This window comes from Paenibacillus sp. FSL R7-0312 (genome assembly GCF_038004445.1).
Lineage (GTDB): Bacteria > Bacillota > Bacilli > Paenibacillales > Paenibacillaceae > Paenibacillus_AQ.
The window spans coordinates 7,371,089-7,385,852 of the sequence record NZ_JBBORE010000001.1; the positions used below are offsets into that span (position 1 = coordinate 7,371,089).

At 51.9% G+C, this 14,764-nt stretch carries 13 protein-coding genes; 9 read left to right on the plus strand and 4 right to left on the minus strand.

The window, feature by feature from the left end; all coding sequences use genetic code 11:
• Positions 1–34 precede the first annotated feature (34 nt).
• The 6 genes from MKX70_RS31780 to MKX70_RS31805 all read left to right on the plus strand — a co-directional run bounded on the left by MKX70_RS31780 (position 35) and on the right by MKX70_RS31805 (position 7,838).
• A complete protein-coding gene (locus MKX70_RS31780) occupies positions 35–2,596 on the plus strand; it encodes a hypothetical protein (RefSeq protein ID WP_340841534.1) in 2,562 nt (853 codons plus the stop codon).
• Positions 2,593–3,774, plus strand: a complete 1,182-nt coding sequence (locus tag MKX70_RS31785; protein WP_052416073.1) for an efflux RND transporter periplasmic adaptor subunit — start codon at positions 2,593–2,595, stop codon at positions 3,772–3,774. The genes MKX70_RS31780 and MKX70_RS31785 overlap by 4 nt, the downstream gene beginning before the upstream one ends.
• Positions 3,771–4,466 carry an ABC transporter ATP-binding protein gene (locus MKX70_RS31790; RefSeq protein WP_042233495.1) on the plus strand — a complete coding sequence of 232 codons (696 nt, stop codon included), beginning with the start codon at positions 3,771–3,773 and terminating at the stop codon, positions 4,464–4,466. The genes MKX70_RS31785 and MKX70_RS31790 overlap by 4 nt, the downstream gene beginning before the upstream one ends.
• Positions 4,463–5,635 (plus strand): ABC transporter permease, encoded by a 1,173-nt coding sequence (locus MKX70_RS31795; protein ID WP_042233492.1) that lies wholly within the window; start codon positions 4,463–4,465, stop codon positions 5,633–5,635. Before MKX70_RS31790 ends, MKX70_RS31795 begins: the two co-directional genes overlap by 4 nt.
• Before the next feature lie 69 nt (positions 5,636–5,704).
• A complete protein-coding gene (locus tag MKX70_RS31800; protein ID WP_042233490.1) occupies positions 5,705–7,165 on the plus strand; it encodes a sensor histidine kinase in 1,461 nt (486 codons plus the stop codon).
• Positions 7,143–7,838 (plus strand): response regulator transcription factor, encoded by a 696-nt coding sequence (locus tag MKX70_RS31805; RefSeq protein ID WP_042233488.1) that lies wholly within the window; start codon positions 7,143–7,145, stop codon positions 7,836–7,838. Before MKX70_RS31800 ends, MKX70_RS31805 begins: the two co-directional genes overlap by 23 nt.
• 103 nt (positions 7,839–7,941) lie before the next feature.
• On the opposite strand, the gene MKX70_RS31810 is transcribed toward MKX70_RS31805, so the two are convergent.
• Positions 7,942–9,222 (minus strand): glycoside hydrolase family 27 protein, encoded by a 1,281-nt coding sequence (locus tag MKX70_RS31810; RefSeq protein WP_340789538.1) that lies wholly within the window; start codon positions 9,220–9,222, stop codon positions 7,942–7,944.
• A gap of 298 nt (positions 9,223–9,520) precedes the next feature.
• On the opposite strand from MKX70_RS31810, the gene MKX70_RS31815 reads away from it, so the two are divergent.
• Entirely contained in the window at positions 9,521–10,153 is a 633-nt protein-coding gene (locus tag MKX70_RS31815; RefSeq protein WP_340841535.1) for a CPBP family intramembrane glutamic endopeptidase, read from the plus strand.
• Positions 10,154–10,195: 42 nt separating this feature from the next.
• On the opposite strand, the gene MKX70_RS31820 is transcribed toward MKX70_RS31815, so the two are convergent.
• Positions 10,196–10,825: a YfbR-like 5'-deoxynucleotidase gene (locus tag MKX70_RS31820; protein WP_042233482.1), complete on the minus strand. Its 630-nt coding sequence runs from the start codon at positions 10,823–10,825 to the stop codon at positions 10,196–10,198.
• A 301-nt stretch (positions 10,826–11,126) separates the two neighbouring features.
• Here MKX70_RS31820 and MKX70_RS31825 point away from each other — a divergent pair, with 301 nt between their 5' ends.
• Both MKX70_RS31825 and MKX70_RS31830 read left to right on the plus strand, forming a co-directional pair.
• The gene (locus MKX70_RS31825; RefSeq protein ID WP_042211185.1) at positions 11,127–11,342 is read left to right on the plus strand and encodes a PspC domain-containing protein; all 216 of its coding nucleotides are present in this window, start codon (positions 11,127–11,129) and stop codon (positions 11,340–11,342) included.
• Between the two features lie 48 nt (positions 11,343–11,390).
• The gene (locus MKX70_RS31830) at positions 11,391–12,059 is read left to right on the plus strand and encodes a PspA/IM30 family protein (protein WP_340789543.1); all 669 of its coding nucleotides are present in this window, start codon (positions 11,391–11,393) and stop codon (positions 12,057–12,059) included.
• Positions 12,060–12,172: 113 nt separating this feature from the next.
• On the opposite strand, the gene MKX70_RS31835 is transcribed toward MKX70_RS31830, so the two are convergent.
• Together MKX70_RS31835 and MKX70_RS31840 are read right to left on the minus strand one after the other, a co-directional pair.
• Positions 12,173–13,405 (minus strand): M20 metallopeptidase family protein, encoded by a 1,233-nt coding sequence (locus MKX70_RS31835; RefSeq protein ID WP_081956406.1) that lies wholly within the window; start codon positions 13,403–13,405, stop codon positions 12,173–12,175.
• A 5-nt stretch (positions 13,406–13,410) separates the two neighbouring features.
• Entirely contained in the window at positions 13,411–14,748 is a 1,338-nt protein-coding gene (locus MKX70_RS31840) for an LLM class flavin-dependent oxidoreductase (protein WP_042233476.1), read from the minus strand.
• Between the last annotated feature and the right edge of the window lie 16 nt (positions 14,749–14,764).

The window sequence follows — 14,764 nt, forward strand, 5'->3', positions numbered from 1 at the left end:
CATAGACGGATGATGAATGTTAGGAGGGAATGAAATGAAGAATTACCGTGCCTATGCCGCTCTGGTATTGGGAGCGATTATTGCAAGTCAACACTTGGGTTTATCTGCATCTGCGGCGTCCAGCAGCGTTACTGTAAATAAGCCGCAGCAAAATCATACCCACGCCTTGTCTCAACTGTCCTCTGTGGCCATTCAGGCTGGAGTTAGCGTAAAGCTGACCGATGTGCAGCTGGCCAGGGGGAATGGCGGAAACAGCCTGACTTATACACTGACTTATAGCAATACAAGCAGCAGCTCTTATAAGCTGTTCAATATCTTCTCCAAGGTTACCACTCCTGAGGGAGCAACGCTTAAAGGCAGCCCTATTCCGGAGGATAAAGCTAAGCTGGAGGTCGCTCCCAAAGAACAATTATCTGTAACCTACTATGCAAACATCAATAAGACAGCCAAGCCTGGCGGAATCAAGATTTCACTATTCGGCTTCGACTTCAGCGGCTCTGACTACCAGAAGAAGCTTGGGGGCTTCACTGTTCCGGCCGTTTATACCCCTTACGTTCAGCAGGGTATAAGCCAAAAAATCACCATCAGCAACCTTCCGATTACCCTGAAGCCGGACAGTCTGCAAATCTACCGCTTCAATAACAAGACCTATGCCAAAGTCGCTCTGGGCTTAACGAATCTTGGCGCTAAGGCACTCTCTGCACCCGGCCACCGGGTGTACCTCGAATCCTCCGGCGGCTCCACACTTGAGCTGACGCTGGATAGTGCCAGCCGTGATTACAAAGTGCAGTCCGGTGAGAATAAGAAGGTCTACTACCTGGCTGAAATTCCTTCCTACATAACAACAACAAAGATGTCGTTGTTAATTACTGAGGAGAATGCAGGACTTAAGGTTGACTTGCCTGTGGTCTCCTTCCGGCTCCCGGACGCAACCTATCCAAGCCTTAACGTGAATGCCTATGCGGTCAAAAAAATCGGGATCAACAGCAATACCATTGAGACCCAGCTACAAAAAGCATCTGTCTCCTCTACAGGTGAAAAAGCCTTGTGGACGATACAGCTGCGGATCAAAAATGCCGGTAACAAAGCAGTCACCCTGCCGGCTTATGAATTATCCGTAATAGCCAAGGAAGGCTACTCCTTCCCCATCAATAACAAGGCGCTTGCAAGCCTTACGCTGAAGCCACTTGAAGAGAAAATCCTGCCGTTCTCTGCTGAAGTACCGCTTAATGTGAACCAGGGGACGCTTAAGCTCCAATTGGTGGAGCCGGCCGCCGAGGGCAAGGTGCTCTTTCCTGCAGCCTTGTACCAAATCCCATATGCTCTGGAAATGAATAACTCCGTAGACTCCGAGTACACCATTGATAACAGCTTCGGAACCTTCGGCGTCGTTCTGGAATCGGTTCAGCGCCTGCCGTGGACTACCGAGGATTTGCTTGTGGCCAAAATCAGGATCCGCAATGCCAGAGATGCGGCAGTGATACTCCCTGCTTTTACAGGGGGAATCAAAGCAGGACAAACCGCCTTGGACCCTTCGGTGCAGGTAGTGGCCGCAGGCTCCAGCCAGCAGCTCGCCGCAGGAGCCAGCGCAGTGTATTATGTGATCGGCAAGCTCCCGTATGAGCAGTCACTCGATCAAATCAAGATCGGACTGAACAGCGGTGCGGACGATACTGCGGAAGCCTTCCTCTCCCTGAACACACGGCAGGTAGCCCCCGGCATCCCTCCGGCAGCCGACGGTACAACAGCGTTCAACATCGAAACCGCAGGCAAACGGGCGGAGGTCAAAGAACGCCGGACGATCCTATATAACGGGACGAGCCAGAATATTGTGTATACGGAGCTTGAGGTAAACAGTCTTGAAGCCCGGAAAGCGGAATTGTCCAGACTCGTGGCGTACTACAAGACGCCAGACAATACCTATTATGAAGCGGAAGTCAGCCAATCCGTGCTTGCGACTGCACCCAAGGGCAAGAATGTGGTGACCGTGTGGAGCAAGCTGCCCGCATCCCTCGATGCCTCCCAGCTGATGCTCTCCGTCGGAGAAGGGGTTAGCGAAGGTAAGCTGACAGCACCAAGCGGGACTCCGACAGCCTATATTAACCCTCAAGCACTCGGACTCCATATTCAGACTCCCGCTGCACTGACCACCCTTGGTAACGGATTGCAATTGTTCCCATACACGTTCACAGTAACCAATGCCACGGGAGCTGTAGCTGAGGGGCAGGATACGCTGAATGTTAATCTGATCTACTCCCTTGCCAAGGATAATCTGTATGATATGGGCGCTTACGCGCATAAGCTGGTCGTGCAGCTGACAGATCCTCTCGGTCAGACGCAGGAAAAGACACTTGTACCTGGGACCGATCTGGTGACAGGAAGATTCCTGACCTATTCGGCAACCTTGACAAGCAGCGCTTATAAGACACTCCGGAGCGGAAAATTCCTTGTGACTATATATGATGAGTTCCAGGGAGAGAAAATTCTCTTGGGCAGCCAAAGCTACAACTTGACCTACACGCCTGCGGCGAAAGCCCCGGAGGCAACCACTGCCCCGAAAAACACGACAAATCCAGATAGCGGAGGATCGCTATGAACATCAAAAAAACAGTCTGGCTATCAGCCGCAATAATTGTGACCGCAGGAATCATAGCCTTTAGCTTGTGGCCGGACAAGAGCACGCAAGGAAATCATCCCGCTGTTCAAACAACTGCGGTGACAAAGGGCGATCTCTCCGTCACCGTGAAAGGCTCCGGCACTGTGAAAGCCACGAATACAAAAATTGTCTATGCTAAGGACTCGGGGAATGTAGCCCGGGTATCGGTTCAGGAAAATGAACAGGTAAAAAAGGGCCAGGTTCTGCTGACCTATGAGGGAGCCAATGTAGCCAGCAACGTGAGAATACAGGAAAATACGCTCAGACAGTCGCAAAATGATCTGCAGGAAAAACAGGATCAGTATAAGAAGCTCATCATGGACGGTGCTATCCTATCCGAAGTCGATGCGGCGAAGCTTGCTATTGAAAGAACTAAGGATACGATTACGGCGACACTGACCGAGCTTGAAGCACTGAAGAAGGATCACATCCCTCCCGCTTCCATTAAGGCACCTATGGACGGAACAGTCACTAAGATCAGCGCCTCCTCAGGCGGGATGGTCACGGACGGAGCCGAAGTATTCTCCATTACCGACTACAAGAATCTGAGCGTTACTATCAAGATTGATGAACTGGATATTCCCAAGATTAAGCTGGGCATGCCGGCGACCCTTAGAATGGATGCCTTGCCCACTACAGCCTATCCGGGCAAAGTCACGCGAATTGCTGACGAGGGAACGGTGACGGGCGGCGTCTCCGTCTTTGAAGTGACTCTTCTGCTCGCTGACTCTAACGGAGCCAGAACGGGCATGTCGGCACAAGGGCTGATTACGATTGAGGAGAAGAACAACATTCTCCTCCTTCCCATCGAGTCCGTGACGCAAAAGGATGGCAAATATTACGTTCAGGTGCAAGAGCAGAAGCCGGAGCAGACCCCTTCCGCCAAGGGCAGCTCCGCCACTCCGCCTCCAATACAGACAAAGGCTGTTATTGTAGGTATACACGATGAAAGCCGGATTGAAATTGCCAGTGGTCTGAGCGTAGGAGAACAGGTGATTGTTCCAACAATCGTGGCTGCCAGCACTGCCGCTCCTGCGGCCCCGGGCCTGTTCGACATGGGTGGCGGAGATGAAGGCGGCTTCGACAACAGCGGCAGCGCTGAAGGCGGTGTCCAATGACTGCAGAACCCCTGATCCGGATTGAGCATATGGTCCACGGATATATGATGGCCAAGGAACAGATGACGGTACTCAAAGGCCTCTCTTTTGTTATCCATCACGGCGAGTTCGTTGCCATCATAGGCCCTTCTGGATCAGGAAAATCAACTCTGATGAACATGATAGGCTGCCTGGATATTCCCAATGAAGGAAGCTATCTGCTGGACGGTCAAGACGTCAGGCGATTATCCGATAACCGTCTGGCGCAAATCCGTAACGAGAAAATAGGCTTCATCTTCCAGAACTTCAACCTGCTTCCGAAATTATCCGCTATCGAAAATGTCGAACTGCCGCTTGTCTACCGGGGCTTGTCTCACCGTGAGCGAAGACAGCTGGCCGCTGCAGCTCTTGAGAAGGTGGGCCTTCAGGACCGGATGCATCATCGTCCCAGTGAGCTGTCGGGAGGCCAGCAGCAGAGAGTCGCCATCGCCAGAGCACTGGCCGGCAATCCCCCCATTCTGCTTGCCGATGAGCCTACCGGGGCACTGGATTCCAAGACAGGACAAGAGGTCATGCAAATGATCAAAATGCTGAATGAACAGGGGCATACCATTATTGTAATTACTCATGATCTGGAGATTGCTGAACAAGCGAAGCGGGTGATCCGGATTCAAGATGGATGTCTGGTGGAAGATCGGAGAAATGACCAATGATTCTTTTTCAGAGTATACGAATGGCGCTGATGAGCATCGTCGGCAACAAGGTTCGTTCCTTCCTCACCATGCTGGGTATTATCATCGGGGTATCCTCGGTCATCCTGCTTGTCTCGGTTGGACAGGGTGTCACGGGCCAGATCACCAGTCAGTTCAGTGATTTGGGCACCAACCAGTTAACGGTAATGATCGCCGGACGCGGAACAGTCACCTCCCTCACGAATGAGGAAGTCGCAGCTTTCGGCAAATTGCCTGGTGTAGACCAGGTTTCGCCTACGATCAGCAGCAATGTAACCGCCAAGTACCTTTCGGTCCATACCACCGTCTCGCTCGAAGGCATCACCCCGAGTTACGAGAAGGTGCAGAACTTTCATGTTCAGTCCGGCCGGTTCCTGCTTGATATCGACAACGAGTACCGGCAGAAGACTGCTCTAATCGGTACAGAAACCGCTAAAAAGCTGTTTGGTGCTGAAAACCCGGTTGGCCATGAACTCCAGCTGAACGGCACAACCTTCAAAATTGTAGGCTTGCTGCAGGCGAAAGGCTCCTCACTCAGCGGATCAAATGATAAGAAAATCCTGATCCCCTTGGCTTCTTCCGAGCGGCTATTGCAGAGCAAGGGCATTCAGACTTTTGCCATAACCGCCTTGAGTGAAACTGACGTAGCGCCTGTTAAAGCAGCCGTCTCACAGATTCTGGACAAAAAGTTTCTGCACGCCAAGGATGCCTACAGCATCTTCGATTCCAAGCAGATGCTGGACACCTTGAAGAAGACCTCCGGCACCCTGTCCATGGCCCTCGCCGGGATTGCCGGGATTTCCCTCTTCGTCGGCGGAATCGGAATTATGAACATTATGATTATTTCGGTGAACGAACGCACCCGCGAAATCGGCATACGCAAAGCGATTGGCGCCAAAAAGATAGATGTTCTGCTGCAATTCATCATTGAGTCGGTTGTGCTTAGCACCTTGGGCGGAATCATCGGCATTGGAGTGGGATTAGGGCTAACCTGGCTTGTCGGCCAATTGACAGCCTTGCAGGTAGGTTATGCCTGGAACATGGTGACGATTTCGTTTATATTCTCACTTTTTATCGGTGTGTTCTTCGGCATCATGCCCGCCAACAAAGCGGCAAGACTCCGGCCCATCTACGCCTTGCGTACAGATTAGCAGCCCTGCTGCAAGGATGTTATGATTGCATTAAATATACGAGAAAATGTCGACAGGAAGGAACCGGGTATGACCATTAAGCGGCGCTTGTTCATCTCAAATATCCTTATGATTGTAATACCGGTATGTATTTCCCTGATCATTGCTTTTGTTGGTGTGGCACTTCTTTTTCAAGTATCGAAGCAGGATAAGCAAGGCCCGTTCTATACCGGATACGATGATTTGATTCAGCTGTCCACGAAGCTGCTTGAGGACAGCAGAGACGGGAATCAGGAACAAACCACACGTAAGATCGAAGATATATTGCAGAGAGACGGGTTGAGTCTCGTTATTTATTCCTCAACGAAAAGTCTGTTCAGCTTTGGCCTCCTTGAGGGCGGGCAGACAGACAAGCTGCTGCAGGCGATTTGGGCCATGGATGGAGAGGGTTTTGCTTCCGTCAAGGACCAGGAGGTCTATGCAGAACAACTGCGGGTTGGCGGCAGAGCATATACCGTTTGCATTTTCAGCACGGCAACCAACTACGATAACGGGAAGGTCACTCCAGCTATGGTTACCTTCATTATTGTGATCACCCTGGGGATCATCGCCACTATTATTTTGACGAATCAATTTCTAACCCGGTTTGTATTCAAACGGATCAAGCAGCCCCTGGATACTTTGGCAGAGGGAGTTCATCAGATCAGGGACGGCAATCTCGATGTTAGAATTCACTACGAGAATAAGGATGAATTCGCTCCCGTTTGTGAAGATTTTAATGACATGGCCCTACGCCTTAAGGAGTCTCAGCGGCTGATTCAGAAGCAGGATGAGAGCCGCAGGGAGCTGCTTGCCGGTATCTCGCATGATCTCCGTTCTCCGCTGACCTCGGTCCGGGCGTATTCAGAGGGTCTGCTGGATGGTGTGGCCACAACCCCTGAATCCCAGAAGAAATATATTCACATGATCAAGACTAAAGCTGAGGATATTGACCGGATGGTGGGTAAAATCTTTCTTTTCTCCAAAATGGATCTGGGGGATTATCCTTATGAACCGGAGGTCCTGGAAGTCAATCAAGAGCTTCTCTCCTTAATTAAAGCTACTGCCGAAGAATATAGAGAGAAAGGGCTGGATGTAATCATTGCTGCTCTGGCTCAAGATGTGCATATCTTTGCCGATCCGGCGCAGCTGAGCAGTATCTTCTTCAATATCCTGGAGAATAGCTGGAAATATAAAATGAAAGAGCGTGTTCAAGTAACTATTCGTACCGAAGTTAAGGGAAGTGACATGTTTATCTACCTGGAGGATAATGGACCCGGCGTGCCGGAGAATGCGCTTGATAAGCTGTTTGATGTGTTCTACCGCAGCGATCCTTCGCGCAACAACCCTACCAAGGGCAGTGGATTAGGGCTTGCAATAACCGCAAAAGCAGTCAGCCGGATGGGCGGCAGTATTCACGCTAAACCCTCTCTTGAAGGAGGCTTGTGCATCATCATCCAATTGCCAGTGCTGGATAAAGGGGCTAACTATGACAAAAATATTAATCATTGAAGATGACAGTGCGATCGCATCCATTGAGCGTGACTACCTGGAAATTAATCAATTCTCCGTGGAGGTCGCGGAAGACGGGATCACCGGGATCGAGCTGGCACTCTCAGGACAATTCCAGCTTATTCTGCTCGATCTGATGCTGCCTGGGGAAGATGGCTTCTCGGTTTGCCGCAAGCTCAGAGGCCAATTGGATATTCCTATCCTTATGGTTACTGCCAAGCAGGAGGATATCGATAAAATCCGCGGGCTTGGGCTAGGCGCGGATGATTATATCGTCAAGCCCTTTTCACCAAGTGAGCTGGTGGCCCGGGTCAAATCCAATTTAGCTCAATATTCGCGCCTCAAGGGCGGGAACGGGTTGACAGCCCAGAGCAGCAGCATCGAAATCGGTCCATTCGTGATCCACACCTTATCTCACAGAGCCTATCTTCATGGCCGGGAGCTGGAGTTGAAGAAAAAGGAATTCGACCTTCTGCATTTCCTGGCTATCCATGCTGACATCGTGTTCAGCAGAGATTCCTTGTATGAGCGCATATGGGGCTTCGATGCCATGGGGGATAATGCCACAGTAGCTGTTCATATCAACAGGCTGCGCGACAAGATCGAACAGGACCCCGGCAATCCGAAGTATATTCAGACTGTATGGGGAGCGGGGTACCGTTTTCAAGTGTAAAGTTGCTGCGGCAGGACAGATATAGAAGCAGGACGTCAGCTATAATGCTAATGTACTGCTTCTACTTTTATATGTCACTGTCGCTATATTATCGAGGTATATCTCACCTCGCCGAAACTCTGAACAACGCTGCTCCATGCGGCGGAATAGCTGAACTCAGCGTATCTTCGAGCGGACCTGTCTGCTTCCCGGTCCATAGTTCCTTGGCGTTAACCCTGCCCACTATTCCCAAATCGGCAATAGATATGGATACCTCCGCCAGTGACTCCCCTGTGTTGAATAAGGCTACGAACCGCTCTCCTTCAGGTCCTTCGGCTAACCACACTACCCTATCACCGGTACGGCTGATCTGGCGGGCATTACAGCTGTGGCGGTGCATATTCAGTACATCCTGGTTAGTCAGTAGTGACAGTGTCCATTCATCGTTGTCACGCATCTCGCCTCCGAACATCAGCGGCGAACGGAAAAGGGTCCATAATGTCATCATCGTTACTTGCTCGTCCTTCGTGAAGTTTGTCCAGCGGTCATGCTGTACACCGCGTATTCCAATACGCCCAAGCGGCAGCATATCACAATCCGGCCAGCAGCCGGGTTTAGGCCGGCCTTCCCAAGTGGAACAGCGGTCGAACATATCCAGCAGGAGCGGCCAGCGGTCCCAGAAATCATCCGTCATTCTCCATACATTCGCGTGGTTCTCCAAGAATTCCGCATGCTTCACAGGTGCAGGTCCCGGCGACAGGCTCAGCACAATACTGCGGCCAGTATGGTCAATGGCTTTGCGGATCAGCTCGATCTCAGCCAGATGCGGGCCGCCATGCAGCCAGGAATCTGCGATGTCATCCACCTTGATGTAATCGACATCCCATGAAGCGTACAGCTCGAATAAAGAATTGTAATATTCCTGCGCACCTTCCTTAGAAGCATCCACACCATACATATCCGTGTTCCAGCCGCAGAAGGAACAGGTATGCGCGATATCGCGTGCTGTCACCGCTGTTCCCTTAATAGGTGTATTGTCGTGAACCGCCTGCCGGGGAATACCACGCATAATATGAATTCCGAACTTGAGGCCTAGACTATGCACATAATCTGCAAGCGGCTTAAATCCAAGGCCGCCTTCTGCCGAAGGGAAACGGTTCACCGCTGGGATCAGCCGGGAATAGCCATCTGTCTCCAGACGGACAAAAGGACGGTATTGGTCCGACACTGCCCCAGGCTCATACCACTGAATATCAACCACAATATATTCCCAGCCATGCTCCTTCAGGTTGCGGGCCATATAATCGGCATTTCCCCGCACTTCCGCCTCTGTCACTGAAGCACCATAGCAATCCCAGCTGTTCCAGCCCATTGGCGGAGTAGGGGCAAATTCCCTATGATTCATAAGTTAATGTAACCTCCATTTGTGAATGAATTGTATTTTATTGTGGATACAGAATCATTGTATCGGCTATCCTTCTCTGATTCCACCGTAAAATTGATTCACAAATAGCACAAAATTGCTGTCTAATATAACGCACCATTCTTATTTTTCCTTTATCGTAGCATTTCATCCGAACTTCCCGCCGTAACATTCATCTCCTTCACTATTGTAATATATGTAATAGATTTCTAACTGCAAAGCTGCAAGAATCAGAAGAAGTTCTGAACACACTTTCACTTTCACCGGAGGGTAATCACTTATGCTGTTACTGGAATCATTCGCTACTGCTATGCTGCTGTCTTTTTCATACAAGATATTCGAGGGAATACTGGGAGTTGTCTCTAAGCAACAAGCACGATTTACCATTTATTATTGGGGAGCCGCCATGATTGGGGTAAGTGTTCTCTGGAACAACAGCTATACGTTCAACGCTCCACAGCAAGTGATGAAGGTGCTTCCGTTATTCCTTGTCATTCTGCTTGTGAACCTGATCATCTCAAGAACCTCCGGCTATTCTCCTGCGGGAACCTATAATACAATCAACTTCGTCCTTGCCTTCCCTGTCTTTGAAGAGATTGCCTTCAGAGGACTTATCCTACCCGTACTTGCGCGCCATCCGGCACTCGGTCAGCTGCATTCCAATTCCATCATCGATATAAGCTGGGCTATTCTCCTAACCTCGCTGCTGTTCGCGGTGTCCCATTTGCAGTATTACAGGCTGAACCGCGAGAGCGTCAGGTTTATGCTCTTTGCTTTTACCGGAGGGATCTTCTTCGGGTTATTCGCACAGGTGACTGGCTCCCTCCTGCTGACGATTCCGCTGCATATCGCTTTTAACGGATCGGCCGTGCTGTATGCCCGGGCTTACGCAAGCAAGCACCTTCAGGCCTGACGTATTTCTATATGTATATATGAAAAAAGAGCCACAGCTCATCTACAGAGCCAGCGCCTCTTCCGTAATTCTTTTAATATCAATGGAGGACAGTGTTTCTTCATTCACCATATCCGGCAGAATTTCTGCCAGGAAGTAATCCACACATCTCAGCTCAATGTTCTTGATCTTGATCAGGGCATTGCGGTACATCACCACAAATTCCTTCTCCGTGTTCCCTCTTTGCAGCTCGGCAAAAGCTTCATATACCTGATCCATTTTGTCGGCAACCTCCAGAATCAAGCCTTCAATCGACTCGTCCTTGCCCTCGCGCAGCTGATGGTAGAAGGTGCTTTTGAACTCATCCGGGATATGCTCCTTGATGAAGTTGTCGATCATGCCCTCCTCAACCTGCTGAATCAGCGACCTTAGCTGGAGTGAGGAGTGCTTCACCGGCGTTTTGATGTCCCCGATAAAAATCTCTCCGTAATCATGGCTGCTCGTAATCTCGTACAGCTTCTTCCAGTCGATCACCGCACCGTGTTTCTCTTCAATATCAGCCAGTGTTTTGGCGTATTGTACGACCTTCCAGGAATGGGCCGCTACGCTGTGCTCCTCGAATTTGAATTTGCCCGGACAGCGGATAATGCGTTCCAGTTCGTTCAGAGAGCGAAAATACTTGTGAATCCCCATGAGGCCAGTCCTCCCGTATGTTTATGATAGGCTCCGCTAGAGTACAGTTTAATCCTCCAGTATTAACCCCGAATGAACAACAAGACCTCTTTGTGTAAAATCCGTGTTTTCCTGGATTCATCCGTATTTTCCCGACCTCTCCCCGTCCTATTGCGGTCAGCATCCCCGACTAAGGTCGGGAACAAATAACAGTCTGCAGGCTGTTTTGCTGCGCGGGATTAATTCGTACAATACATACATAGACAACGCAGTGAACACGCCGCCAACCGGCGATCACCATATAAGAGAGGAAGATATTCATATGAAAAAATTATACCGTTCCGTAACTGACAGCAAACTTACAGGCTTATGCGGAGGATTGGCACGCTGGCTCAATGTTGACACTACCCTTGTTAGATTGCTCGTAGCCGCCGCTGCCGTATTTAGCTTCGGTACCGTCCTAGTCCTCTATGTCATCGGCAGTGTCATCGTGCCCAAAGAATCCTATGGCGGCTTCACTGACGGTTTCGACTACTAATCCTTCATTTCTGCTACACCCACCCCAACTAAAAAGGAGATCATAATCATGAGTATATTTCAAAGAATCACAACGTTAACCAAAGCAGCTATCCACGAGGGATTGAACAAACTGGAAGATCCGATGCTGCTTACCGGCCAATATCTGCGGGATCTGGAGGATAAAATCACCGATGCCGAGAGCAAACAGCGTGAATTCAAAGCCGCTGCCAGTGTGCTGGAGCGCCGCATCTATGAATATCAGGTGCTTGCGGAGCGCAGCGAAGCGGAAGCTGTTCAAGCCATGAGTGAAGGCAATGAGCCGGCAGCCCGCGCTGCGGTAATGGCTAAACTGCGCTATACGGAGAGCGGACAGGAATGCACAGCCGGACTGCAGGAGACTCAGGCCACACTCGCCTCGCTTGAGGTTCAACTGGCGAATGTGAAGGAAGAACATAAACGCCTCAAAGCCAAAAGAGCAGAGCTGGCGGAACGTGCCCGCAAAGCGGCAGAGATGAAGCAGGCGGCTCAAGCAAGCGCCTCTGGTTCCCCGGCCGGATGCCGTGGCCAGGTATTGAACGCCGGCAGCGCATCCCGCGGCTTCGAACGGATGGAGGACAAGATTGCCATGCAGGAAGCCCTTGCTGAGCAATCCGGACTGGCAGCAGCAGCAGCTCCTGAATCTCCGATGAATAGCGCGGTAGAGGCTGAGCTTGAGCGCCTGCGTAACCGCAAATAAGCTGACAGCGTGAGGTCAGCAACAACAAGGATGCCTCCCTTTTCATAAGGGCTGGCATCCTTTCTTTTGCTGATATACAATTTATCCAAATGTGTAATATACCTGATTTAATACTACTCAGCAGCAAGCCTCACCAATACTCTGGCGCCCTGTACCAGCACAGCCTCATCAATGTTGAACCGGGGCTGGTGAAGCGCATAGGTTATCCCCTGTTCCGCATTGCCGCAGCCGATAAAGGCAAACGCCCCGGGCACCTGATCGAGATACCAGCCGAAATCTTCCCCGGCCAGGCTCGGCTGCTCCAGCAGATACGCCTTCTCATCTCCCAGCACCTTGCGCGCTGCGCCGAGCATCCGCTGAACGGCCAAGCCGTCGTTCACCACGGCAATGCCTTCGCGCAGCTCCAGGCTGCTGCTGCCTCCATATGCCGAGGCTATCGCTGCAGCGTGGCGCTTCAGTCCTTCCGTAATCCGGCTGACGGTTGATTTCGTGAAGGCTCTGAAGGTGCCGGTCAGCTCACTGTGCTCAGCAATGACATTGATTGCTGTTCCAGCACGCAGTGTGCCGAAGGCCAGCACCGCTGCTTCCGACGGATTGATCCGATTGGCCATCAGCCCATTGGCTTCGGTCACAAACCGTGCCGCCATCTGTATAGCATCGACCGCTTCATGCGGTGCGCTGTGATGTCCGGCGGTGCCCCGGAATTTCACGGTGAAATGGCTTGAGGCCGCCATGGCATACCGGGGATGAATGCCCAGCCTACCAACGGCAAGCTCCGGCATCACATGCAGCGCATAACACTGGTCCACACCTTCCAGAATGCCGTCTTCGATCATATCCCTACCGCCGGAGAGCAGGTGCCCGTCCAGCGGACTCCGGCTTGCGCCTTCCTCCGACGGCTGAAAGACGAAGATCACCGTCCCGCTCAGCTGATGCCGGAATGCCGCCAGTGTCTGCGCGGCCCCGAGCAGCATCGCCGTATGGGCGTCATGCCCGCAGGCGTGCATAACACCAGGATTCCTGGACTTATAGTCCACCTCATTCAGCTCAGCAACCGGCAGCGCGTCCATATCCGCCCGCAGCAGAATTACCGGTCCGCTCCCTGCCGTTCCCCGCAGCGTCCCGGTGACTCCCCTCCCGAAATGCCGGCCCACATTCCGCCGCACTTCAATCCCCCATGACTCCAGGTGCGCAGCAACCTTGCCGGAAGTGCGGGCCACATCGTAGAGCAGCTCCGGATGGCTGTGCAGATCACGGCGGATCGCGATCAGCTCCGCCTCCAGCCCGCCGGCATACTTCATCATGGCTTCAAGATCCGGTTTCAGACGGTCTGCACCGGACTGCATTTGCGTCACACCTGCCCTGCCGGTTCAGAAGCCTTAGAGTAACGGTTCTCCGGCACTGGCAGTCCGAGATTGCCCCGCAGCGTATCGCTTTCGTATTCGGTGCGGAACAGTCCGCGTTCCTGCAGAATCGGAACGACCAGATCCACAAATTCCTCCAGCCCGTTCGGTACGGCGGCTGCCAGCATGAAGCCATCGGCTGCTCCGGCCTCGAACCAGGTCTGAATCTGATCAGCCACCTGCTCCGGCGTGCCGATGAAGCTGCTGCGAGGCGTAGCAGACTGCAAGGCTACCTGCCGCAGAGTTAAGCCCTGTTCTTTAGCATCCTTTTTGATTTTGTCCGTGCCGCTCTGGAAGCTGTTCCGGCCCAGATCACCGACATCCGGGAATGGCTCATCCAGCGGATACTGCGAGAAATCATGATGCTCGAAGAACCTGCCCAGATAGTTCAGCGCATTCTCGATCGTCACCAGACCGGCAACCTCCTGGTATTTGCGTTCCGCCTCCTCAGGGGTAGCTCCCAGAATCGGTGCTATTCCAGGGAAGATCAGCACTTCTTCGGGATTGCGCCCAAACGAAGCTACGCGGGTTTTCACATCCTTATAGAATTCCTGGGCAGACTTCAGCGTGTCATGACCCGTGAAGACGGCATCTGCTACACTCGAGGCATAATCTTTGCCGACCTCTGAGGACCCTGCCTGGAAAATAACCGGCTGTCCCTGCTTCGAGCGGGCGATATTCAGCGGTCCCTTCACAGAGAAGAATTCACCCTGGTGATCAAGCGTGTGCACTTTCCCCGGATCGAAGAAGACGCCCGTCTCCTTATTGCGAACAAATGCATCATCCTCCCATGAATCCCACAGCCCGCGCGCTACCTCCAGATATTCGGCGGCAATGCGGTACCGCTTGCCATGATCGGGATGCTCCTTCTTGCTGTAGTTAAGAGCTGAGCCTTCAAGCGGTGAGGTCACCACATTCCAGCCGGCCCGTCCGCCGCTGATGACATCCAGCGAGCCGAATTGCCGGGCCACAGTAAACGGTTCACTGTAGGAGGTGGACAGGGTACCTACCAGACCAATACGGCTACTGACCGCCGCCAGTGCACTAAGAATCGTCAGCGGCTCGAAACGGTTGAGGAAATGAGGGATAGACTTCTCATTGATGAACAGACCATCTGCAATGAAGATCAGATCCAGCTTGCCTTCCTCCGCTTTACGCACCCATTCCTTGTATAGCTCAAAGTTCACACTGGCATCAGGCTTCGCATCGGGATGACGCCACATGGAGGTACTTCCTCCAACCCCGTGCAGCAGTGCTCCCAGCTTCAATTGTCTCGCTTTAGTCATGCTCATTCCTCCTCAA

Bases quoted from the DNA above. Each gene is read 5' to 3' on its own strand.
- MKX70_RS31820 (WP_042233482.1), bottom strand. From the start codon at position 10,825: ATGGGGATTCACAAGTATTTTCGCTCTCTGAACGAACTGGAACGCATT.
- MKX70_RS31805 (WP_042233488.1), top strand. From the start codon at position 7,143: ATGACAAAAATATTAATCATTGAAGATGACAGTGCGATCGCATCCATT.
- MKX70_RS31790 (WP_042233495.1), top strand. From the start codon at position 3,771: ATGACTGCAGAACCCCTGATCCGGATTGAGCATATGGTCCACGGATAT.
- MKX70_RS31810 (WP_340789538.1), bottom strand. From the start codon at position 9,222: ATGAATCATAGGGAATTTGCCCCTACTCCGCCAATGGGCTGGAACAGC.
- MKX70_RS31840 (WP_042233476.1), bottom strand. From the start codon at position 14,748: ATGACTAAAGCGAGACAATTGAAGCTGGGAGCACTGCTGCACGGGGTT.
- MKX70_RS31815 (WP_340841535.1), top strand. From the start codon at position 9,521: ATGCTGTTACTGGAATCATTCGCTACTGCTATGCTGCTGTCTTTTTCA.
- MKX70_RS31825 (WP_042211185.1), top strand. From the start codon at position 11,127: ATGAAAAAATTATACCGTTCCGTAACTGACAGCAAACTTACAGGCTTA.
- MKX70_RS31780 (WP_340841534.1), top strand. From the start codon at position 35: ATGAAGAATTACCGTGCCTATGCCGCTCTGGTATTGGGAGCGATTATT.
- MKX70_RS31835 (WP_081956406.1), bottom strand. From the start codon at position 13,405: ATGCAGTCCGGTGCAGACCGTCTGAAACCGGATCTTGAAGCCATGATG.
- MKX70_RS31785 (WP_052416073.1), top strand. From the start codon at position 2,593: ATGAACATCAAAAAAACAGTCTGGCTATCAGCCGCAATAATTGTGACC.
- MKX70_RS31830 (WP_340789543.1), top strand. From the start codon at position 11,391: ATGAGTATATTTCAAAGAATCACAACGTTAACCAAAGCAGCTATCCAC.
- MKX70_RS31795 (WP_042233492.1), top strand. From the start codon at position 4,463: ATGATTCTTTTTCAGAGTATACGAATGGCGCTGATGAGCATCGTCGGC.
- MKX70_RS31800 (WP_042233490.1), top strand. From the start codon at position 5,705: ATGACCATTAAGCGGCGCTTGTTCATCTCAAATATCCTTATGATTGTA.